General features: G+C 58.3%; 24 protein-coding genes. 14 read left to right on the forward strand and 10 right to left on the reverse strand.

The genetic code is table 11. The annotated features are described in order from the left end of the window. Positions 1-7: 7 nt before the first annotated feature. The 7 genes from NHF56_RS01405 to hemC all read right to left on the reverse strand — a co-directional run bounded on the left by NHF56_RS01405 (position 8) and on the right by hemC (position 6,160). Positions 8-214, reverse strand: coding sequence for a DUF1737 domain-containing protein (locus tag NHF56_RS01405; protein WP_252800894.1), 207 nt, complete (start codon positions 212-214; stop codon positions 8-10). Beyond that, positions 211-1,101, reverse strand: a complete 891-nt coding sequence (locus NHF56_RS01410; protein ID WP_252800895.1) for a CoA ester lyase — start codon at positions 1,099-1,101, stop codon at positions 211-213. Before NHF56_RS01410 ends, NHF56_RS01405 begins: the two co-directional genes overlap by 4 nt. A 16-nt stretch (positions 1,102-1,117) precedes the next feature. After that, positions 1,118-1,606: a TerB family tellurite resistance protein gene (locus NHF56_RS01415; RefSeq protein ID WP_252800896.1), complete on the reverse strand. Its 489-nt coding sequence runs from the start codon at positions 1,604-1,606 to the stop codon at positions 1,118-1,120. An 8-nt stretch (positions 1,607-1,614) separates the two neighbouring features. Next, positions 1,615-3,225: a heme biosynthesis protein HemY gene (locus tag NHF56_RS01420; RefSeq protein WP_252800897.1), complete on the reverse strand. Its 1,611-nt coding sequence runs from the start codon at positions 3,223-3,225 to the stop codon at positions 1,615-1,617. 15 nt (positions 3,226-3,240) lie between these two features. Continuing rightward, on the reverse strand, positions 3,241-4,437 hold the full coding sequence (locus NHF56_RS01425; protein ID WP_252800899.1) for a COG4223 family protein: 1,197 nt from the start codon (positions 4,435-4,437) through the stop codon (positions 3,241-3,243). 88 nt (positions 4,438-4,525) lie between these two features. Beyond that, positions 4,526-5,221, reverse strand: coding sequence for a uroporphyrinogen-III synthase (locus tag NHF56_RS01430; RefSeq protein ID WP_252804791.1), 696 nt, complete (start codon positions 5,219-5,221; stop codon positions 4,526-4,528). 9 nt (positions 5,222-5,230) lie between these two features. After that, entirely contained in the window at positions 5,231-6,160 is a 930-nt protein-coding gene (gene hemC / locus NHF56_RS01435) for a hydroxymethylbilane synthase (protein WP_252800901.1), read from the reverse strand. Between the two features lie 72 nt (positions 6,161-6,232). On the opposite strand from hemC, the gene tsaD reads away from it, so the two are divergent. The 6 genes from tsaD to NHF56_RS01465 all read left to right on the forward strand — a co-directional run bounded on the left by tsaD (position 6,233) and on the right by NHF56_RS01465 (position 10,452). Beyond that, entirely contained in the window at positions 6,233-7,327 is a 1,095-nt protein-coding gene (gene tsaD, locus NHF56_RS01440; protein WP_252800903.1) for a tRNA (adenosine(37)-N6)-threonylcarbamoyltransferase complex transferase subunit TsaD, read from the forward strand. Continuing rightward, on the forward strand, positions 7,324-8,313 hold the full coding sequence (locus NHF56_RS01445; protein WP_252800904.1) for an NAD(P)H-dependent glycerol-3-phosphate dehydrogenase: 990 nt from the start codon (positions 7,324-7,326) through the stop codon (positions 8,311-8,313). The genes tsaD and NHF56_RS01445 overlap by 4 nt, the downstream gene beginning before the upstream one ends. Positions 8,314-8,322: 9 nt before the next feature. Continuing rightward, positions 8,323-8,616, forward strand: coding sequence for a YciI-like protein (locus NHF56_RS01450; protein WP_252800905.1), 294 nt, complete (start codon positions 8,323-8,325; stop codon positions 8,614-8,616). 11 nt (positions 8,617-8,627) lie between these two features. Further along, complete coding sequence (locus NHF56_RS01455; RefSeq protein ID WP_252800906.1) at positions 8,628-9,056, forward strand: EVE domain-containing protein; 429 nt, start codon at positions 8,628-8,630, stop codon at positions 9,054-9,056. 220 nt (positions 9,057-9,276) lie between these two features. After that, positions 9,277-9,921, forward strand: coding sequence for a methyltransferase (locus NHF56_RS01460; RefSeq protein WP_252804794.1), 645 nt, complete (start codon positions 9,277-9,279; stop codon positions 9,919-9,921). Between the two features lie 81 nt (positions 9,922-10,002). Beyond that, on the forward strand, positions 10,003-10,452 hold the full coding sequence (locus tag NHF56_RS01465; RefSeq protein ID WP_252800907.1) for an NUDIX domain-containing protein: 450 nt from the start codon (positions 10,003-10,005) through the stop codon (positions 10,450-10,452). 11 nt (positions 10,453-10,463) lie between these two features. Here the strand turns inward: NHF56_RS01465 and NHF56_RS01470 are convergent, their stop codons facing one another. The 3 genes from NHF56_RS01470 to NHF56_RS01480 form a co-directional block, all read right to left on the reverse strand. Then, complete coding sequence (locus NHF56_RS01470; RefSeq protein WP_252800908.1) at positions 10,464-11,048, reverse strand: bifunctional 2-polyprenyl-6-hydroxyphenol methylase/3-demethylubiquinol 3-O-methyltransferase UbiG; 585 nt, start codon at positions 11,046-11,048, stop codon at positions 10,464-10,466. Positions 11,049-11,169: 121 nt separating this feature from the next. Next, the gene (locus NHF56_RS01475) at positions 11,170-11,823 is read right to left on the reverse strand and encodes a peroxiredoxin (RefSeq protein WP_252800909.1); all 654 of its coding nucleotides are present in this window, start codon (positions 11,821-11,823) and stop codon (positions 11,170-11,172) included. Between the two features lie 253 nt (positions 11,824-12,076). After that, a complete protein-coding gene (locus tag NHF56_RS01480; protein ID WP_252800910.1) occupies positions 12,077-12,397 on the reverse strand; it encodes a hypothetical protein in 321 nt (106 codons plus the stop codon). Between the two features lie 289 nt (positions 12,398-12,686). Here NHF56_RS01480 and sdhC point away from each other — a divergent pair, with 289 nt between their 5' ends. The 8 genes from sdhC (at position 12,687) to mdh (ending at position 19,820) form a co-directional block, all read left to right on the forward strand. Continuing rightward, positions 12,687-13,076 (forward strand): succinate dehydrogenase, cytochrome b556 subunit, encoded by a 390-nt coding sequence (gene sdhC, locus NHF56_RS01485; RefSeq protein WP_252800912.1) that lies wholly within the window; start codon positions 12,687-12,689, stop codon positions 13,074-13,076. 11 nt (positions 13,077-13,087) lie between these two features. Next, the gene (sdhD, locus tag NHF56_RS01490; RefSeq protein WP_252800914.1) at positions 13,088-13,468 is read left to right on the forward strand and encodes a succinate dehydrogenase, hydrophobic membrane anchor protein; all 381 of its coding nucleotides are present in this window, start codon (positions 13,088-13,090) and stop codon (positions 13,466-13,468) included. A 6-nt stretch (positions 13,469-13,474) separates the two neighbouring features. Beyond that, positions 13,475-15,316 (forward strand): succinate dehydrogenase flavoprotein subunit, encoded by a 1,842-nt coding sequence (gene sdhA / locus NHF56_RS01495; RefSeq protein ID WP_252800916.1) that lies wholly within the window; start codon positions 13,475-13,477, stop codon positions 15,314-15,316. A 38-nt stretch (positions 15,317-15,354) separates the two neighbouring features. Continuing rightward, positions 15,355-15,726 carry a virulence factor gene (locus tag NHF56_RS01500; RefSeq protein WP_252800918.1) on the forward strand — a complete coding sequence of 124 codons (372 nt, stop codon included), beginning with the start codon at positions 15,355-15,357 and terminating at the stop codon, positions 15,724-15,726. Next, the gene (locus tag NHF56_RS01505) at positions 15,726-16,505 is read left to right on the forward strand and encodes a succinate dehydrogenase iron-sulfur subunit (protein ID WP_252800920.1); all 780 of its coding nucleotides are present in this window, start codon (positions 15,726-15,728) and stop codon (positions 16,503-16,505) included. Before NHF56_RS01500 ends, NHF56_RS01505 begins: the two co-directional genes overlap by 1 nt. A gap of 476 nt (positions 16,506-16,981) precedes the next feature. Further along, positions 16,982-17,497 carry a protease inhibitor Inh/omp19 family protein gene (locus NHF56_RS01510; protein ID WP_252800923.1) on the forward strand — a complete coding sequence of 172 codons (516 nt, stop codon included), beginning with the start codon at positions 16,982-16,984 and terminating at the stop codon, positions 17,495-17,497. 17 nt (positions 17,498-17,514) lie between these two features. Next, positions 17,515-18,678, forward strand: coding sequence for a cell division protein ZapE (gene zapE, locus NHF56_RS01515; RefSeq protein WP_252800924.1), 1,164 nt, complete (start codon positions 17,515-17,517; stop codon positions 18,676-18,678). A gap of 179 nt (positions 18,679-18,857) precedes the next feature. Beyond that, entirely contained in the window at positions 18,858-19,820 is a 963-nt protein-coding gene (gene mdh, locus NHF56_RS01520; protein WP_252800926.1) for a malate dehydrogenase, read from the forward strand. The last annotated feature ends 29 nt before the right edge of the window (positions 19,821-19,849 follow it).

Genomic DNA, 19,849 nt, shown 5'->3' on the forward strand with positions numbered 1-19,849 from the left:
CTCGTTCTTATTGCTCGGACAGTTTGATATCCGGATGATATTCCTTGCCCTTCACCTTTTTTGTGACGGCCTGGCCGCATTGCATCTGGCCGGTGGCGGCATTGAAAGCGTAAGTGGGCGAGCCCTCGAGCTGCCAGCCCTTGTTCAGGGCCGCAGTGACCTTGTGGCAAAAGCTTGCATCATCGGGGCCGGTGAGAAATCGGTAGAGTTTCATTGTGAATTCCTCTGTTGAATAGCGTCGACATAGGCGAGCAGCTTTTCCGCATCGTCAAGATGCAGCCGCTCGACCATGCGTCCGTCGATATTGATCGCGCCCTGGCCTGCGGCCTCGGGCGTTGAAAAGGCTGCGACGATGGCGCGTGCTTCTTCGACTTCTGCCTCGGTCGGGGCGAAGGCCGCATTGGCGGGCGCAATCTGAGCCGGGTGGATGAGCATCTTGCCATCAAAGCCCATGGAACGGCCTTCGGCGCATTCTGCGGCGAAGTGCTCCACGTCGCGGAAATTGTTGGAAACGGCATCAATGACGCCGAGGCCATAGGCGCGCGCGGCCAGCACGATCTGCATGAGCCAGGGATGGAGAACGCTGCGGTCTTGCTGATAGGGGACTTTGGTTGCCTTGCGGAGATCATTCAGCCCGACAATGAAACCCCGCAGCCGGCCGTTTGGCGTGTGTCCGGCGCGGGCAATGGCAGCGGCATTGAGCACGCCCTTGGGAGTTTCGATCATGGCCCAAAGGGTTGTCTTTGTATTGCCGGTTTCGTCGAGCCGGTCGACAAGGGTCTGGATATGCTCGGGCTCCTCCGCCTTGGGCAGCAGGATAACGTCGGGCGCGATTTCCAGCGCAGTTTGGAGGTCGGCGCTGCCATCGGTCGTGTCCAGCGCATTGATGCGGATCATGCGTTCGCGCGGGTCTGTTGGGACTGCGGCGAAGTGCTGTTTCAGGTTTTCACGTGCCTGTGGCCTGGCATCGGGGGCGACCGCATCCTCCAGATCGAAGATCACCGCATCGCATCCAAGCGTTGCGAGTTTGGCGATGGCTTTGGTGTTGGAGGCGGGCAGGCAGAGGAGCGAACGGCGCGCTATAACGGGATCGTGGTGCATGGTTGTCTTATCCAGATCAGTTGGAGCCCGGCGTTTCCTCTCCGTCGTCGGTCCGGCGCTGTTCAGCTTCCTGACGGGCGAGAACGCGTTCGCGGGTTTCGACGCCCAGCAATTCTGAAATGCGCCAGATGACATGTTCCTCCACCTCATGGCGGATGCCGTCGGCGAGCGCGATATCCCACAGGATACCGATGAGGACGTGTTTCTGCTCGAAATCCAGCTTGCGGTTCAGAACAGAGGTGAAGCGGAAATAATCGACCGCATCATGTTCAGCGCTCTCACCGGCTGTCAGGAAGGCCTTCAACTCGGCGCCATCGAGGCCATAATGGTGGCGCATGATCTCCACCAGCTTGGCACGCTCGCTCTCCGATACCTCTCCGTCCGCTGCCATGATCTGAAAACAGAGGCCGATGGTGGCAACACGAATATCGTCACTCGTCAGCTTCGGTTGCTTTTCGTTTTCAACGCCGAGGCTTTGCAGGAATGTTACGATCTTGTCGAGCATCGGCAATCTCAGAAGAGCTTGAGCCGGGTTTTCGGCTCGGCGTCGGAGGCGGCGGTCTTGACACCGGGATCATCCGGCTGGCTGCCATGGAAGGGTACGGGCTCGTTCTTTTTCTTTTTTGGTTCAGGGTCAACGTCCGGTTCGAAGATCTTGTCGATCACCGGTGGCTGGTCCGCGACCGGACTGTCCTGCTCGATCACCGTTTCAGGTTCGGCCTTTGGCTCGGGCTCACGAATAGTGAGTTCCTCCTCCACCGTGTTGTGGGTGATCGGCGGCAGGGAGGCGAAGGCCTCTTCGGCATCGACGGGCTCGTGGCTAATCAGGCCGCCATGGGCGGCTTCCAGCTTTTTCCACTCGAAGGCGTCGAGCCGGCCGGTGATGGGCGAGAAGGGGAGCCAGATTTGCGACACCTGGCCATCGGCGACCCAGGCCGGGTCTTTCGGCGCGCGGCGGGCCTGCGAGAGCCAGTGGCGCACGCGGGCCTGATCGCCGGTCTCTTCTTCCTCAATATCCGCCATCAGCAGGAAGATGCTTTCGCGCGCATCAATGCGGGCGGCAGCTTCGGCTTTCTGGCGGGCGAGGTTGAAATCGCGCGCGTCGAAGGCTGCGGCAGCAACGGCGGCCAGCGCTTCGTGGGCTTCGGGCTGGAGATGTTCGAGCCGCTCGGCGCGCTTCAGGCGCTCGGCTGCACTTGCGCCCGGTTTGCCGCGCACATAGGCGGCGGCGACTTCCGGGTGGGGCGTATCTTTCCAGACCTGTTCAAGAACGGCGAGGCCCTTGCGCAGATTATCCTCGCGGAACAGCGCCTTGGCGGCAATGAGACCTGCGGGAATGAAAACCGGATCGATACGCAGCGCCGACATGGCGTCTGTGCGCGCAGCCTTGGGATCGGAATCCAGGTGAGATGTTGCGCGCGCGGTCAGCAGCACGAGTTTCTTGCGCTCGGCGGCCTTCCTGTCGATCGCACCGGCAGAGCGCTGTTGATAGAGAAGCGTCAGCGCATCGTCGAACTGGCCGGTACGGGTCTTGTATTCCACCGTGGCATCGGCGGCCCAGGCAAGATGCGGGGATTTTTCCGCAGCCCTTTCGGCATATTGAACGGCGGCTTCGTCGGCACCGAGACGCTTGGCTTCGAGATAGAGGCCGCGCAGGCCGAGTTCGCGGGTTTCGGGGTCTTCGACCATCTGCTCGAATTTGCGCCGCGCCTCGTCGTTGCGGCCTTCGATGATACAGGCCTGGGCTTCGAGAAGGTGGATCAGGGGCTCCTGATCGGCGCTCAACAGGCCCTTGGCGCGGGCATTCATCTTGCGGGCGGCGGCAGCGTCGCCGGCACCGGCGGCAATGAGGCCGGTGGACAGGGCCTGATAGCCGCGGTCGCGCTTGCGGGCGCGGAAGTGGCGGCGCAGCGACTGCGGCGAGGTCCAAAGCGTGCGCACAAACCACCACAGGATCATGATCACCGCAAAGATGGAGACGAGAAGAGCGGCGGCCACCATCGTGCTCATTTCAATGAGCTGGCCCTGCCAGACGATGGATAATTCACCCGGTCGATCGGCAAGCCATGCAAAACCGAAAGCCAGCGCCAGGACGATAATAATGTATATGAGAAGTCTGATCATCGATTTAGCCTGGCCTTAATTCTTCGTACCGGTCACTGCATTGGAAAGCGTGGATGAGACGAGTTGTTCCACCTTGATGCGGGCGTCGAGCGAATTCTTGAAGTCTTCGCCGGCGGCCTTGGCAGCGTCGGGCAGATTGTTCCATTCGGTTGCGGCGGCCTGCAGGTCGCCGTTTTGCAGCTTTTCCTCGATGCGGGCGACGATGGCCTCGGTGCTGTCGCCTTGCACGTCGCCGACGGGGCGGACCTTGATGACGGAAAGCGCGCTGCTCATGAGCCTGTCGGTGAGGCTTTGGGATTGATCAGCGGGCTGCGTGGCGGCAATCATCCTGTCGGCAACGTCAGGAAACGCCTTGATCAGGGTCGCACGGGTGGGGATGCCGGAGGCGGCAAAGGGCTGGAGCTCGGCAACGGCAGGATCGTCCGGTGCGACGGTTTTCAGCGTCGCCAGTTCGGTTTCGAAGGGACCGCCGCGATCAATGGCGGCTTTCAGCCCGGCAGAGGCAATGGCGCGGGCGACTTCGACATCGTCACGCGGTTCGCCGACTTTCTCTTCCAGCTTGACGAGACGATTGGCGAGCGAGGCGATTTCGTCTTCGGCCTTGGCGACCTTGTCCGTTGCCTCGTTCAGCGCGCCCTGCATGGCCTTCACATCGGTGAGGTCTGCGAGCGGCAAGTCCTTCATCTGCGTTTCCAGCGTCTGAATGCGATCCTGCAGCGGTGAGAGGTCGACCTGGGGGACTTCCTTGTTTTCCAATGCCTCCACGCGTTCGGTGAGCGTGGAAACGGCGGGGCCGTAATCGGTGATGGTTTGCTGCGGGCCGAAATTGGGAATGTAACCGGCGTATTGGGCAGCGCCTGCGCCGGCCAGAACCACAAGGCCACCGAAAATGCCGGCGGCGAGTGCGCCGGACAATGAACCGCTTCTCGCGGGCGGGGGCGTTTGTGCAGCCGCAGCGGCAGGTTCGGGCTTCTTTTCAGGCGCCTCGGGTTTTTCCGTTTCGGCTGTATTTGTTGCGTCGTCTGTCATGTCGGCTGCTGCGGACGTATCGACGGAGGACTCGGTGTCGGTCCCGGTGTTGGCGGCGGCGGCTGTTTCCGGCGTCGTTTCGGAGGCCGCGTTTTCCTTATCGTCGACCTCGCTTGCCGTCAGTTCGATGGTCACCGGCTCATCTTTTGATTTCGAGTGGCGTGGTGTTTTGTCAGACGGCATTACAACCTCTTTTCATTTATTGCATTGCAAAGGTAATCACCCTTTTGCAGAAGGAAAAGCCCTTTGCGCGATTTTGCTGCGTGGCGGTTCATAATAGAGAAAAAAGCTTATCCTCGCTCGGCTCAATTGCGGCAAATGTGCGTGCTTTAAGTTCAAAGGGCACAGTTGCGGCGATATTGGGGCTGAGACAGAGAAAGCGTGTGCTGGGCGACAACGCGACATTGTGGGCGGCTGCAAGGTCGAAGAAGCGTCTGGCTGTTTCCTGCGAATAAAGCAGGATCGCCTCGGGGGCGGGGCTCAAACGGTTTTCGAATTCTGTCGCGGTGTAGGCAACTGGCATCATGCGATAGCAGACGATCGTGCTGAAGCGAATGCCATAGGTGATGAGCTGATTTTCCAGCGCCGGGCTGCGTGGTTCGCCCGCATAATAGATGAGTGGTCTATCCGGTGCCGTGTTGTGGATGAGATCGGCGAGTTCCGCGCCGCCACCATTGGCCGATTGCACATTTGCAAAACCGGCCTTGCGGGCGGCGGCGGCTGTTTTCTTGCCGACGGTGAAGACAGTCACGTTTTGAACCTCGGAGGTGAGGCCGCTTTGTTCGACTGCAGCGACGGCATGGGCCGAGGTGAAGACCAGTGCGCAATCGCCATTGTCGGATTTCATATCGACGGACAGATATTCAGCTTGGAAGAGTGGCATCAGGACCGGTTGGTGGCCCAAGTCTTTCAGCCGGTTGGCGGTGCGCCGGGCGGCGTCTTCGGGCCTTGTCACCAGCACGCGCATCTGGTCCACTCAGCCCCAGCCCTCGAAGAATGTCGGGCCGGCCTTGTCGCGGACTTTTTCGCCCGCCATGCGGCCAAGCTTTTCGGCGTCAGCTGCCTTGCCTTCGATTTCGACTTCGTGGAACTCTTTTCCGTCCGGGGTGAGGATCATTCCGGAAAAGCGGATGTGGCCACCGTCTATTTTTGCGTGACCGGCAATGGGTGTGCGGCAGGAGCCATCAAGCGTGCCGAGAAAGCCGCGTTCGCAGGTCACTGCGTCATAGGTCGGCTGGTCGTTGATGGCTTTGAGCAGATCATCGGTACGGGGATCGCCTACGCGGCTTTCGATGCAGATTGCGCCCTGTGCGGGGGCCGGCGGAAACAGTTCCGGGTCCAGAATTTCGGTCGGCACATCGGTCATGCCGAGACGGCGAAGGCCGGCATAGGCGAGCAATGTCGCGTCGGCTTCGCCCTCTTCCAGCTTGCGCAGGCGGGTGGCCACCGCGCCGCGGAAGATTTTGACATTCAGGTCCGGGCGAAGCTTGCGGATGAGCGCCTGACGGCGCAGCGAAGCAGAGCCGACCATTGCGCCTTCCGGCATCTCCATGAGTTTTGGGGCTGCCTTGCCGATAAAGGCGTCGCGCACATCTTCACGCGGCAGGAAGGCCGAGAGGTAAAGGCCTTCAGGCAGAACAGTCGGCATATCCTTTGAGGAGTGGACGGCAAAATCGAGCCGTCCATCGGAGAGCTGCTCTTCCAACTCGTAGGTGAAGAGGCCCTTGCCGCCGATTTCGGAGAGTGCGCGATCCTGCACGCGGTCGCCCTGCGTGGAGAGGATCACGATTTCAAACATCTCTTCCGGCAGTCCATGGACAGCCATCAGGCGGTCGCGGGTTTCATGGGCCTGTGCCAGCGCAAGCGGGCTGCCGCGTGTGCCGATTTTGAAAGGTTTTGTTTGCATCCGCATTCATCCGTTGTTACCGGAGGTTTCGTAAACGGGTTTGTCCCGGATCGCAATCAGTCAAACAAGCGCATGGTCTCAAACCTGACAATTCTCGGCATTGAAACAAGCTGCGACGAAACCGCCGCTGCGGTGGTGACGCGCCATGCCGATGGTTCTGGAAAAATTGAAGCCGATGTGGTGCTGAGCCAGCTGGATGAACATTCGGCCTATGGCGGTGTGGTGCCGGAAATTGCCGCACGCGCGCATGTGGAGGCGCTTGATTCGTTGATTGAAGAGGCGCTGTTGCGCTCCGGCAAAACGCTTTCCGAGGTGGATGCCATTGCGGCAACGAGCGGGCCGGGGCTGATCGGCGGGCTGATTGTGGGCCTGATGACGGGCAAGGCGATTGCGCGCGCTTGCGGAAAGCCGCTTTATGCGATCAACCATCTGGAAGGCCATGCGCTGACGGCGCGGCTGACCGATGGCGTTGATTTTCCTTATCTTATGCTGTTGGTGTCCGGCGGGCATACGCAGCTTGTTCTGGTCAAGGGCATTGACGATTATGAGCGCTGGGGCACCACGATTGACGATGCGCTGGGTGAGGCCTTTGACAAGACGGCCAAGCTTTTGGGTCTACCATATCCGGGTGGTCCGGCAGTGGAAAAGGCCGCAGCCAGCGGAGATGCGGACCGTTTTTCCTTTCCACGCCCGCTGGTTGGCGAAGCGCGGCTTGATTTTTCCTTTTCCGGGCTGAAAACTGCAGTACGGCAGGCGGCACAATCCATCGAGCCGGTGAGCGATCAGGATGTGTCTGATATCTGTGCCTCGTTTCAAAAGGCTGTCGCGCGCACGCTCTATGAGCGGATCGGGCGCGGGCTTCAGCGCTTCAGAGACCGGTTCGGCGATGTGGAAAACCCGGCGCTTGTGGTGGCCGGTGGGGTTGCCGCGAATACGGCGCTGCGATCGATGCTGACCACGCTTTGCGAGGCAAATGGTTTTGCGTTCATTGCGCCGCCGCACCGGCTGTGCACAGACAATGCGGTGATGATTGCCTGGGCCGGGTTGGAACGTATGGCGGTGGGATTTCAGCCGGATGGGTTGGATGCGAGCCCGCGTTCACGCTGGCCATTGGATAGTAATGCGCAAGCGCTGATCGGGCATGGCAAACGAGGAGCCAAGGCATGAGTGAGATAAAAAAGGTTGTTGTCGTCGGTTCGGGCGCTTTTGGAACGGCGCTGGCTGCGGTGATTGCCCAAACCGGCAAGGTGCAGGTGACGCTGATGGCGCGCACCGCGCTGCTTGCTGAAGAGCTGATTGAAACGCACGAGCATAAAGCAGCGCTGCCTGGCATTCGCCTGCCCGATCAGTTGCAGTTTACCACCGATGCAGCCTGCCTGAGCGATGCCGATGTGGTGCTTTTTGCGATGCCGTCACAATCCCAGCGTGATGCAGCGCGCCGTTATGCGCCGGAGATCAAGCCGGGGGCGACCGTTGTGATCTGCGCCAAGGGCATTGAGCAGGCGACGGGCAAAATGTTGACCTCTGCGCTCGAGGAAGAGCTTTCCGGCCTGAATGTCGCTGTGCTTTCCGGTCCCGGTTTTGCCGCCGACATTGCCGCAGGATTGCCGACGGCGATGGTGATTGCAGCGGCCAAGGCAGCACTTGCAAAAGCGCTGGCCGAAAGCCTTTCGGGCGCGAGCTTCCGGCTTTATCCATCCACGGACAGAATTGGCGTGCAGCTTGGCGGCGCGTTGAAAAACGTGCTGGCGATTGCCTGCGGTATTGTGGAGGGTGCCGGTCTTGGGGATTCGGCACGGGCGGCGCTGATTGCGCGCGGACTTGCGGAGATGTCGCGCTTTGTCGCCACGCTGGGCGGTTCCGGGGAAACGGTTGTCGGGCTTTCGGGGCTTGGCGATCTTGTTTTGACGGCGACGAGCCATCAATCGCGCAACCTGCGTTTCGGCATCGCGCTTGGCAGCGGCGAGAATGACGTGGCGGGTTCCGGCGATCTGGTGGAAGGTGCCTATACTGCTGCCGTTTCGGCCAAGCTTGCGGCAAGGCTCGGCATTGAAATGCCGATTACCGAAGCCGTGGCCGCGATTATCGAGGGCAAGGTGGAAATCAAGGATGCGCTGGCGGCACTGATGTCGCGGCCGATCAAGCAGGAGTAGGAGAAGGACATGCTGTTTGCATTTTGGGGTACCGACAAGAAAGACCATCTTCAGGTGCGCATGGACAATCGCCCGGCCCATGTGGACTGGCTGAACGACCTGAATGCGAAGGGCCAGATGAAAATGGCGGGTCCGTCTCTCGATGCCGACGGCAAGCCGATGGGCAGTCTGGTGATTTTCGTCGCCGACAGCCAGGCGGCGGCTGAAGCACTGGCGGCCCAAGACCCCTATGCCAAGGCCGGGCTTTTCGAAAGCGTTGAAATTCGCCCGTTCAACTGGGTCTTCAACAATCCCGACGCATAAAGAGGGCGCATATGGCTTACTGGCTTTTCAAATCCGAGCCGTTCAAATTTTCCTGGGAGATGCTCAAGGCCAAGGGCGAAAAGGGCGAGGAATGGGACGGTGTGCGCAACTATCAGGCACGCAACAACATGCGGGCCATGCAGATTGGCGACAAGGGCTTTTTCTACCACTCGAACGAGGGGCTGGAGGTTGTCGGCATCTGCGAGGTCTGTGCACTGGCCCATCCCGACAGCACCACGGATGATGCGCGCTGGGAATGCGTGGATATCCGTGCCGTTTGTGACGTGCCGAAGCCGGTGAGCCTGAAGGATGTGAAGGCCAATCCGAAGCTTGCCGAGATGTCGCTGGTGACCTCCATGCGGCTTTCGGTGCAGCCGGTCACGGAAGACGAATATCTGGAAGTCTGCCGCATGGGCGGGCTGGACAATCCGCCTCGGTGATGATGCCACCTCGCCCCTTGCGGGAGAGGATAGCAAGTCCGTTTGAGGCTCTGCCGAAAACCTGGACGCGCTTGGTGAGGGGTATGGCGCAGGTCTTGGGGATAGGATATTACCCCTCACCAAGCCTGCCTGGCCAATCGGCTTTGCCTCTTGGGGCAGGCTATCCTCTCCCACAAGGGGAGAGGTGGTGCCGAGATCCATTCCTAAAGCCCGCAGTCTTATGAAAACCGAACCGCGCCAGTTCATCCTCGACAATACGGCCATCATGCAGCCGCCGCATGTGCCGGAGATCAGCCTTTATATGGCTGACGAGGCGCATGACCTTTGGCAGAAGACCGAGGAAGAGCTTCAGGAAATTGGCCTGCCACCGCCGTTCTGGGCGTTTGCCTGGGCGGGCGGGCAGGGGTTGGCGCGTTATATTCTCGATCACCGCGAAGTGGTGGCGGGCAAGCATGTTCTCGATTTTGCGTCCGGCTCCGGGCTGGTGGCCATTGCAGCGATGAAAGCGGGTGCAAGAAGCGTGCTGGCGGCGGATATCGATCCGTGGACGGGATCAGCGATTGCGCTCAATGCGGCGCTGAACGATGTGCGCGTTGTTTTCACGCGTGAGGATGTTGTTGGTTCTAAGCGGAGCGAAAGCGTCATTCTGGCGGGCGATGTATTTTACGATCAGTCATTCGCACTGGCACTGGTTCCCTGGTTTGAACGCTTGTCGGCTGAGGGGAAAACCGTACTGGTGGGTGATCCAGGACGGGCCTATTGCCCGAGAGACCGGATGGAGGTTTTGGCGACCTATGAGGTGCCGGTGACGCGGGCGCTGGAAGACAGCGAAGTGAAGAAGACGACTGTTTGGCGGTTTGTCTGAAAGGATTTCCGACGATAAGGGTGAATTTGATCGCCTTAAATGTGTCATCGGAGGTTCACGAATCATATTCATGCTGGACATATGATTGATTCCAGACAACGTCCGTACCTGGCCGCCTACTGCCTGATTGAGGCTGGCGATGAAATCTTGATGCAGCGCCGCTTCAATACCGGTTATCTCGACGGGCAGTGGTGTCTGCCGTCCGGCCACGTTATGGATGGCGAAGATGCGGTGACCGCCGCATCACGAGAGCTTCAAGAAGAAACGTCGTTGATCGTTGCACCCGAAAACTGGCGATTTGTCTGTGCCATGCATCGTCAAACGGATCGCACAATCATCGATTTGTTTTTCACAACGTCGCAGTTTCAGGGATCGCCACGTATTCTGGAGCCTGACAAGTGCGATGGGCTTGCTTTTTTCCCCAAGAATGCGCTTCCGGCACCCTTGGCTGGATATATCGGGGTGGCGATAGGATGCTTGAAGAGCGAGCCCGCCCATCATGGTTTCTACCACGCTGAGGGTTGGGCGTAACGTCACGGGTGTCACTTCACAGCCGTTACAGCCAGCCATTCTGTTGTGGTTTGGTCGTAGGTGCCGCCCAGCCATGCTTCCATTTCAATTGACTGCCACGGTGCGGCCTCGCGCCATGCAGCCATCAACGCATCTTGCGAGAGATAGTTGTAATAGCGGCCAAGTGCGTCGGGACCTTCGTTGTCTCCCGCTTTGAAGCTAGCCCAGGCAATCGCATTTTCACGCATTGCACGGTGAATTTTTTCAATCACGATACGAAGGTCTGATCGCCTCACGTGGGTGAGGGAAGCGCAGGCGTAGACGCCGTGGTAAGTTTCTATTGCGTTCAGCTCCTCGAAACGCATTGTTTTGACCCGTTGGCCAATGCGGCCTGAGGCAATTGCGGCGAGCTCGGGTGAACCATCGGTGGCATCCAGATTAAAGCCGCGTTCTATGATGACGCCAGCATCGACGCCGCTCCCGGTGCCCAATTCCAGGATTTTGCCGCCTGGTCTGCAACGATCTAGAAAAGAGAACAAACGCGGGTTGGGCGTGTTCCAGTGGGCCGCATATTCTTCGGCGTTTGCATCGTAGAAGCCCAATGTCGTGTCGGTCATCAGAAAATCAGCCATCTCAAAAGATAGCGGTTCTTTCTACTGCAATGATGAAGCCGGCGTGACAGCCGATCCCAAAAGTGCGTGCGCCGCTTCCGAATTATGAAAGCGGCGCATGAAATCGTTAAGCCGGGTTCTTGGCGAAGCGGAGATAGGGCAGTTTCTTGTCGATGGCGCCGTATTTGGCTTCGGCGGCTGCGTCATCCAGCGAGAGGGCGACGATGACATCCTGGCCGACTTCCCAGTTGGCCGGGGTTGCCAGCGGCTGTTCGTAGGTGCGCTGCAGGCCGTCGAGGGCGCGCAGCACCTCGGCGAAGTTGCGGCCGACCGACATCGGGTAGGTCATGATCAGTTGCACCTTCTTGTTGGGTGCAATGATGTAGACGGAGCGCACAGTTGCGGTGTGGGCTGGCGTGCGGCCATCGGGAAGATAGGCTTCTGCCGGCAGCATGCCGAATGCCTTGGAAAGTTCCAGATCCTTGTCGGCGACAATGGGGAAGCCTGCCTTGGCGCCGGCGACCGTTTCAATGTCTTCCTTCCACTTCACATGCTCTTCAACACCATCGACGGAGACGCCGAGAACCTTGGTGCCGCGCTTTGCCCACTCATCGGCAAGGGTGGCCACCGCACCGAATTCGGTGGTGCAAACGGGGGTAAAATCCTTGGGGTGCGAGAAGACGATCGCCCAGCTGTCGCCAATCCAGTCATGCAGCGAAATGCTGCCCTGGTCGGTTTCCACGGTGAGATTGGGGACAGTGTCGTTGATGCGCAATGCCATTGGGTTTCCTTTCCTGTTTCAAAACGTTTGCGGTTCGCCGACGAAACCGGATAACATATGTTTTATTATATATATTTATATGTCTGTTTCCAGCCTCGCCCGAACGCGAATCCGTCATGCGCCTCATATAAGGTTTGGATGACGCTTATTTCAAATGCGTGTGGGCGAACACATGCCGAACGCTGCGATGACATGGAGCGTTCGGCGCGCGGGCCGGCTTCATTCCCAAGCGGTGGCGCCTTGAGTGCCGCGCTTAATAATCGATGCCGCGGATGACGCAGACGCCGTGCTCATAGGAGCAGGGGTCGGCTTGCGTCTTCACATCGATGATTTTCGCCCGCGGTGCCGGTGCCGTGATCACAAAGGGATCGGGCAGGGAAAATCCGGAGGAAAAGACATAGGTGCCGTTGTGGTGAAAATACCGCACGAGCTGATTGGCGGAGTAATAATTGCCGCCGCGCAGATGCCAGCCGCCGAAGTGGTATGAGCCTGCCGGCTCTGCCGAGAGCGTGCCGGCAAAGGCTGTGGCTGCGACCGTTGCGGACAAAACAAGAGCGAATTTTCGAAGGGCCATCATGGCCTCCCGTCTGGTTGTTAACGATTTGTTAACATCTAAGCATGCTTTTCATGGGCAGCGAAAGGGAGGGCGCGGCCGGCCAGGCAAAAAACCGGCGAAATTGCAATTCTTGGTAAATTTCAGTGGTCTGCCTGCGTCACCTAAATCGATAAAATACGAAATTTGGCCTTTGTTATACTTGCAGACTCTATTTCTGGCGAATAAACACGGGGGCATATCGCATTGCACAAGGGGGAGTGAATGCCTTTTTACGCCCCCAGCGAAACTTAACGCCGAAGAGGGTCTTATGGCGAATGTGACAAACAACCGGCCTTTGTCGCCGCACCTTCAAATCTACAAGCCGATCCCGACCATGATAATGTCGATCATGCACCGTATTACCGGCGGCGCGCTCTATGTCGGCACTCTGCTGGTTGCCTGGTGGCTTGTCGCTGCCGCCAGCGGCGAAGACTATTTCAATATGGTCAACGCCATTTACGGATCCTGGTTCGGTCTTCTGATCCTGTTTGGATACACCTGGGCTTTGGTGCACCACCTTCTGGGCGGCATGCGCCATTTCATGTGGGATATGGGCCGCGGGCTTGAAAAAGAGTTCACCACCAAGATGGCCAAGGCCCTGCCGGTTGTTTCCGTCGGCCTGACCATTGTCATCTGGCTCATCGCGTTCGCGCTTTAGGAGGCTTGGCTATGGATATGCGTACACCTCTCGGCAAGGTTCGGGGCCTCGGTTCCGCAAAAGACGGTACCCACCATTTCTGGGTGCAGCGGATGACGGCTGTGGCCCTCGTGCCTCTCTTCCTGTTCTTTATCATCTTCCTCCTGAGCCATGTCGGTTCTTCCTATGAAGAGCTGGTCGGGTCGCTCTCCAACCCGGTCATTGCGGTTCTTGTCGGCCTCATGGTGATTGCGGGGCTGGTGCACGGCCGTATCGGCATGCAGGAAATCATCAACGACTATGTTCATCATGACGGCCTGAAGTTTCTGTGTCTGATGGGCAATACCTTCTTCACAGTACTCATCGGCGCGCTCTGTCTTTTCGCGGTGCTGAGAATCGGGTTTGCAGGATAAAATATCATGGCAGCGAATTCATCAGCCAATATCAATGGCAATTCATATACTTATGTCGATCACTCGTTTGACGTGATCGTTGTTGGCGCCGGTGGCGCCGGTCTGCGTGCAACGCTTGGCATGGCAGAGCAGGGTCTGAAAACGGCCTGCATCACCAAGGTTTTCCCAACGCGCTCGCATACGGTTGCAGCCCAGGGCGGCATTGCTGCCTCACTCACCAACATGACGCCCGACTGCTGGCAGTGGCACCTTTACGACACCGTGAAGGGGTCCGACTGGCTGGGCGACGTGGACGCCATGCAATATCTGGCCATGGAAGCGCCGAAGGCGGTTTATGAGCTGGAACATTATGGTGTGCCGTTCTCCCGTAATGAAGAGGGCAAGATCTATCAGCGCCCGTTCGGCGGCCACATGCAGAACTATGGCGAAGGTCCGCCGGTGCAGCGCACCTGTGCTGCTGCTGACCGTACCGGGCACGCTATTTTGCACACGCTTTATGGTCAGTCGCTGAAAAACAATGCGCAGTTCTTCATTGAATATTTCGCTCTCGACCTGATCATGGAAGACGATGGCCGTTGCACCGGCGTTGTCGCCTGGAATCTGGATGACGGCACGATCCATCGTTTTGCCGCCAAGATGGTGGTTCTGGCGACCGGCGGTTATGGCCGCGCCTACTTCTCGGCGACCTCTGCCCATACCTGCACGGGTGACGGCAATGGCATGATTGCACGCGCCGGCCTGCCGCTGCAGGACATGGAATTCGTGCAGTTCCACCCGACCGGCATTTACGGCGCGGGCTGTCTGATTACCGAAGGCGCACGCGGTGAGGGCGGTTATCTCGTCAACTCCGAAGGCGAGCGCTTCATGGAGCGTTATGCGCCGTCCGCCAAGGACCTCGCATCGCGTGACGTTGTGTCCCGCTGCATGACCATGGAAATTCGCGAAGGCCGTGGGGTTGGCAAGAACAAGGACCATATCTTCCTGCATCTCGACCACCTGGATCCGGCTGTTCTGCATGAGCGCCTGCCGGGTATTTCGGAAAGTGCGAAGATTTTCGCCGGTGTCGATGTGACGCGTGAGCCGATCCCGGTTCTGCCGACCGTTCACTACAATATGGGTGGTATTCCGACCAACTATTGGGGCGAGGTGCTGAACCCGACCGCCGATAACCCGGATGCGATCGCGCCGGGCCTGATGGCTGTGGGGGAAGCGGCATCGGCCTCGGTTCACGGTGCCAACCGTCTTGGCTCCAACTCTCTGATCGACCTTGTTGTGTTTGGCCGTGCGGCTGCGATCCGCGCCGGTCAGGTGATCGACAAGGAGGAGCCGGTGCCGAGCCTGAACACGGCTGCCTGCGACAAAATCATGGAACGTTTCGATGCCAAGCGCAACGCCAGCGGCGCCAAGCCCACGGCTGTTCTGCGCGACAAGATGCAGCGCGCCATGCAGGAAGACGCTGCCGTGTTCCGCACGCAGGAAGCGCTGGAATCGGGTTGCAAGCGCATCTCTGAAATCTGGGGCGAGCTGTCGGACGTGAAGGTCACCGACCGTTCGATGATCTGGAATTCCGATCTCGTGGAAACGCTGGAACTCGACAACCTCATGGCCTGCGCGATCACCACCGTTTACGGCGCTGAAGCCCGCAAGGAAAGCCGTGGTTCGCATGCCCGCGAGGACTACACAGAAGGTCCGTTCGGCGGTCGTGACGATGTCAACTGGCGCAAGCATACGCTGGCCTGGGTGAACGAAAAGGGCGATATCAAGCTTGATTACCGTCCTGTTCACACCGACCTGATTGCCGAAGGTATCGATCCGAAAAAGATCGAGCCCAAGGCGCGTGTCTACTAAGGCGTTGCATGTTAAATTGGGGTCAAAAGGACACCACCATGAACATGATTGGGCATAATCGCAAAGTTGCTAGAGGTAGTGGAAAGTCGATGTATGCGGTCGTTTTTGACTTGGACACGAACAGCTTGAAAGACGTTTATCCCGGTGAATCCTGGAACAACGCATATGCCGAGATAAGGCGCTTTTTGGCTGATAGAGGGTTCGGTTGGCAACAGGGTAGCACCTATTTCGGCGATGAAAATGTGGACGCTGTTTCCTGTGTGCTAACGATACAGGAGCTCACTGATGCTTTTGACTGGTTTTCCGCCTCGGTGCGCGACATCCGAATGCTACGTATTGAAGAGAATAATGATTTGATGCCGGCAGTGGAACGCACTGCGGCGGCGAAGTCTCGAAAGGGCCGGGCCTAATGGTTGAACTCACTCTCCCAAAGAATTCTCAGGTCAAGGAAGGCAAGGTCTGGCCGAAACCTGAAGGCGCGAAGAATGTTCGCGAGTACAAGATTTACCGCTGGTCGCCGGACGATGGTGAAAACCCGCGTATGGACACCTATTACATCGATGCCGATGATTGCGGGCCGATGGTTCTCGATGGTCTTTTGTACATCAAGAACAATATCGATCCGACGCTGACGCTGCGCCGTTCCTGTCGCGAAGGCATTTGCGGCTCTTGCGCGATGAATATCGATGGCACGAACACGCTTGCCTGCACCAAGGGCATGGATGAAGTGGCTGGTGCGGTGAAGGTTTATCCGCTGCCGCACATGCCGGTGGTGAAGGATCTGGTGCCCGATCTCAACCAGTTCTATGCGCAGCACCGCTCCATCGAACCCTGGCTGCAGACGGTTTCGCCGCCGCCGGAAACGGAATGGCTGCAGAGCCATGAGGATCGCCTGAAGCTTGATGGGCTTTACGAGTGTATTCTCTGCGCCTGCTGCTCGACCTCCTGTCCCTCCTATTGGTGGAATGGCGACCGTTACCTTGGTCCGGCCGTTCTCCTGCAGGCCTATCGCTGGCTGATTGACAGCCGTGACGAAGCGACCGGTGAGCGTCTCGATAATCTGGAAGACCCTTTCCGCCTTTATCGTTGCCACACGATCATGAACTGCACGCAGGCATGCCCGAAGGGTCTGAACCCGGCCAAGGCGATTGCTGAAATCAAGAAGATGATGGTCGAGCGCCGCGTCTGACGTCGTCGCAGGTTGAATTTTGGAAAGCCGCCCTTCGGGGCGGCTTTTTCGTGTTTATGGCACGTCCAAGGCGTGCAATCGCCAGTTCTCAGGTGCTATTTCTGCAGCGCCGAATTAAGCCTTTTCTTAAAGTCCCGACGCACAATCGTCATCACTGACCTGAAGCAATCCATTCCAAAGGCCCCCTCTAACGGTTTTGGTGTTCAAGGTCAGGGCGTTAAACGAGAGCCGGGATTTCGTGTATTGCGGACCCGGTGCAGCCCCTTGGCCCAGATGGTAGACTGGCCAAGGGGTTTGTTTTTCGTCAGATGGCGTTGTTCTTGACTTGAAATCCCCCCATGCGGCCCTATACCTGTTGTTAACGTTGTTGTTGTTTGATTTTTACCGGCGTCCGGATTGAATTTTACAAGACAATGGCGCTATTCCGCCATGATTGTGCGGAAGATGACCGCATCATGATACGGGAGCATTTTCTCATGCGCGCAGCATATGTCGCCGCCGGCCTAGGAGTTCTACTCGCACTGACGGGATGTCAGCGAACGAGCTATAGCGGGCTGTCTCCCCAATACAGTGCGCCGCCTTTGGCCCCGCAGCCGGTGCCTGGCGTGCAGTCGGGCAACCTTTCGGACCCGACGATGGCTGATCCGAACGCGTTTCCGGCCAAGCCCGAAGCAACGACGGTCGATCCGCAGGTGGCAGCCGCCGGTGCGCAGGATGTGAGCAAGGAAGCCATTCTCGGCAACTGGAAAGCAACGAACAACGGTCTGACCTGCGATCTCTTCCTGACGCTGACCAAATTCGGCAGCGGCTCGCGCGGCGGTACGCGCGGTTGTGTCGGCGAGTTGACGACCATGCGGTCGTGGAATGTGGTGGGCAAGCAGGTTGTGCTTTTCGATGCAAACGGAAGCCCGCTGGCACGCCTTTACCGCACAGCGGACAACCGGTTTGACGGCGCCACTGCCAATGGTCAGCCCGTGAGCCTGAGCCGCTAACGGGCCGCCAAGCGTTTATGGAACCTTTCGCAGATTATTCCCATAGCGTGAGCGAACGCCTGTCGGCGCTCGTTGCTGCGGGGAATCTGAAGAGTGATCCGGCGCAGATGGAAGCGGCTGCGGCATTCGACACGGTGCTCGGCGCGCTGAAGGCTGCGCCGCTTTCCTCCAAATCCAGTGCGCTTGGGTGGCTGTTTGCAAAGCGCGCCAAGAAAGCCCACGCTCCGGAGGGCATTTATCTCTACGGCTCGGTAGGGCGCGGCAAGACCATGCTGATGGACATGTTCTTCGAGCTTGCGCCGGTGAGGGCAAAGCGGCGGGCGCATTTTCATGAGTTCATGGCCGATGTGCATGAGCGCATTCACAAACATCGCCAGCTTCTGAAAGAAGGCAAGACCAAGCAGGCCGACCCTGTGCCGCCGGTGGCAGCGCAAATCCGCGATGAGGCGCAGCTTCTGTGTTTCGATGAATTCACGGTCACCGATATTGCCGATGCGATGATCCTGTCGCGGCTGTTTACCGAGCTTTTCGCACGCGGTTGCGTGTTGGTGGCAACCTCCAATGTGGTGCCCGACAATCTCTATCCCGACGGGCTCAATCGCGGGCTTTTCGTGCCCTTTATCGCGATCCTGAAAGAGCATGTGAAGGTGATGTCACTTGATGCGCGCACCGATTACCGGTTGGAAAAGGTCAAGCAGCTGCCGGTCTACATAACCCCGGCTGACGAGCGCGCCGATGCGCTGATGGAAAGCGCCTGGCATGAAGTGACAGCTGGAAACAAGGCTTCACCTGCGGAAATTCCCATGAAAGGTCGGTCCGTTCGCGTGCCGATGGCGGCGGGCAAGGTGGCGCGGTTCAGCTTCGCTGATCTTTGCGACAAACCGCTTGGTGCGTCCGACTTTCTGGCGATTGCCGAGCGCTATCATACCGTGTTTGTCGAGCGCATTCCGCTTCTTGATGCGGACAAGCGCAACGAGACCAAGCGGTTCATTATTCTGATCGACACGCTTTACGATCACGGTGTCAGGCTGTTTGCAACGGCGGCGGCCAAACCTGAAGAATTGCTGGTGATACGGCGCGGTACGGAAGGCTTTGAATTCGACCGCACAGCGTCGCGGCTGTTTGAAATGCAAAGTGAAGATTATCTGGCGGAACATGCGCGGAAGTTTGGTGAAAGTTGACAGATTTGCGTCAATATTTCTTACGTTTACGTAAGGATTTTACATTCTAAACGATTGAAATTCTTGATGCCAAAATTTTCATTTGCCATTTTTACCCTCAGTCGCTAAGGCCAATGCCTGAAAGAGCTGGGTCCCGGCCGTTTCAATAACGAGATTTGTCTCTCAGGAGGAAGCTTTTTATGGCTCGCAAAAAAATCGCACTCATCGGTTCTGGTATGATTGGTGGCACGCTGGCGCATCTGGCCAGCTTGAAGGAACTCGGTGACGTTGTTCTCTTCGATATCGCCGACGGCATTCCGCAGGGCAAAGGGCTGGATATTGCCCAGTCCGGTCCGGTTGAAGGTTTCAACGCCAATCTTTCCGGCGCATCCGATTATTCCGCCATCGAAGGCGCTGATGTGTGCATCGTGACCGCTGGTGTCGCGCGCAAGCCCGGCATGAGCCGTGACGATCTTCTGGGGATCAATCTGAAGGTGATGGAACAGGTTGGCGCGGGCATCAAGAAATATGCCCCCAACGCATTTGTGATCTGCATCACCAACCCGCTCGACGCCATGGTCTGGGCGCTGCAGAAATTCTCCGGTCTGCCGAAGAACAAGGTTGTCGGCATGGCCGGCGTTCTCGATAGTGCTCGTTTCCGCCTCTTCCTGTCGCAGGAATTCAACGTTTCGGTTGAAGACGTGACGGCATTCGTTCTCGGCGGTCATGGCGACACGATGGTGCCGCTGGCGCGTTACTCCACCGTTGCCGGTATCCCGCTCACCGATCTCGTGAAAATGGGCTGGTGCTCCAAGGAGCGTCTGGAAGAAATCATCGACCGCACCCGCAATGGCGGCGCGGAAATCGTTGGCCTTCTGAAGACCGGCTCTGCTTTCTACGCACCGGCATCCTCGGCCATCGAGATGGCTGAATCCTACCTGAAGGACAAGAAGCGCGTTCTGCCTTGCGCAGCCTACCTTTCCGGCCAGTATGGCGTGAAGGACATGTATGTCGGCGTGCCGGTTGTGATCGGTGAAGGCGGTGTCGAGCGCGTGATCGAGATCGAGCTCAACGGTTCTGAAAAAGAAGCCTTCGACAAGTCTGTCGGCGCGGTTGCCGGTCTCTGCGAGGCCTGCATCAACATCGCTCCGGCTCTGAAATAAGCCTTTCCTTTCCAATAAGACAGGAACTT

It is taken from the genome of Rhizobium sp. L1K21, from assembly GCF_024055895.1.
Taxonomy (GTDB): domain Bacteria; phylum Pseudomonadota; class Alphaproteobacteria; order Rhizobiales; family Rhizobiaceae; genus Ensifer_A.

Coding starts and splice junctions, on each gene's coding strand:
- NHF56_RS01405 (WP_252800894.1), bottom strand. CDS start 214: ATGAAACTCTACCGATTTCTCACCGGCCCCGATGATGCAAGCTTTTGC.
- NHF56_RS01410 (WP_252800895.1), bottom strand. CDS start 1,101: ATGCACCACGATCCCGTTATAGCGCGCCGTTCGCTCCTCTGCCTGCCC.
- NHF56_RS01415 (WP_252800896.1), bottom strand. CDS start 1,606: ATGCTCGACAAGATCGTAACATTCCTGCAAAGCCTCGGCGTTGAAAAC.
- NHF56_RS01420 (WP_252800897.1), bottom strand. CDS start 3,225: ATGATCAGACTTCTCATATACATTATTATCGTCCTGGCGCTGGCTTTC.
- NHF56_RS01425 (WP_252800899.1), bottom strand. CDS start 4,437: ATGCCGTCTGACAAAACACCACGCCACTCGAAATCAAAAGATGAGCCG.
- NHF56_RS01430 (WP_252804791.1), bottom strand. CDS start 5,221: ATGCGCGTGCTGGTGACAAGGCCCGAAGACGCCGCCCGGCGCACCGCC.
- hemC (WP_252800901.1), bottom strand. CDS start 6,160: ATGCAAACAAAACCTTTCAAAATCGGCACACGCGGCAGCCCGCTTGCG.
- tsaD (WP_252800903.1), top strand. CDS start 6,233: ATGGTCTCAAACCTGACAATTCTCGGCATTGAAACAAGCTGCGACGAA.
- NHF56_RS01445 (WP_252800904.1), top strand. CDS start 7,324: ATGAGTGAGATAAAAAAGGTTGTTGTCGTCGGTTCGGGCGCTTTTGGA.
- NHF56_RS01450 (WP_252800905.1), top strand. CDS start 8,323: ATGCTGTTTGCATTTTGGGGTACCGACAAGAAAGACCATCTTCAGGTG.
- NHF56_RS01455 (WP_252800906.1), top strand. CDS start 8,628: ATGGCTTACTGGCTTTTCAAATCCGAGCCGTTCAAATTTTCCTGGGAG.
- NHF56_RS01460 (WP_252804794.1), top strand. CDS start 9,277: ATGAAAACCGAACCGCGCCAGTTCATCCTCGACAATACGGCCATCATG.
- NHF56_RS01465 (WP_252800907.1), top strand. CDS start 10,003: ATGATTGATTCCAGACAACGTCCGTACCTGGCCGCCTACTGCCTGATT.
- NHF56_RS01470 (WP_252800908.1), bottom strand. CDS start 11,048: ATGACCGACACGACATTGGGCTTCTACGATGCAAACGCCGAAGAATAT.
- NHF56_RS01475 (WP_252800909.1), bottom strand. CDS start 11,823: ATGGCATTGCGCATCAACGACACTGTCCCCAATCTCACCGTGGAAACC.
- NHF56_RS01480 (WP_252800910.1), bottom strand. CDS start 12,397: ATGGCCCTTCGAAAATTCGCTCTTGTTTTGTCCGCAACGGTCGCAGCC.
- sdhC (WP_252800912.1), top strand. CDS start 12,687: ATGGCGAATGTGACAAACAACCGGCCTTTGTCGCCGCACCTTCAAATC.
- sdhD (WP_252800914.1), top strand. CDS start 13,088: ATGGATATGCGTACACCTCTCGGCAAGGTTCGGGGCCTCGGTTCCGCA.
- sdhA (WP_252800916.1), top strand. CDS start 13,475: ATGGCAGCGAATTCATCAGCCAATATCAATGGCAATTCATATACTTAT.
- NHF56_RS01500 (WP_252800918.1), top strand. CDS start 15,355: ATGAACATGATTGGGCATAATCGCAAAGTTGCTAGAGGTAGTGGAAAG.
- NHF56_RS01505 (WP_252800920.1), top strand. CDS start 15,726: ATGGTTGAACTCACTCTCCCAAAGAATTCTCAGGTCAAGGAAGGCAAG.
- NHF56_RS01510 (WP_252800923.1), top strand. CDS start 16,982: ATGCGCGCAGCATATGTCGCCGCCGGCCTAGGAGTTCTACTCGCACTG.
- zapE (WP_252800924.1), top strand. CDS start 17,515: ATGGAACCTTTCGCAGATTATTCCCATAGCGTGAGCGAACGCCTGTCG.
- mdh (WP_252800926.1), top strand. CDS start 18,858: ATGGCTCGCAAAAAAATCGCACTCATCGGTTCTGGTATGATTGGTGGC.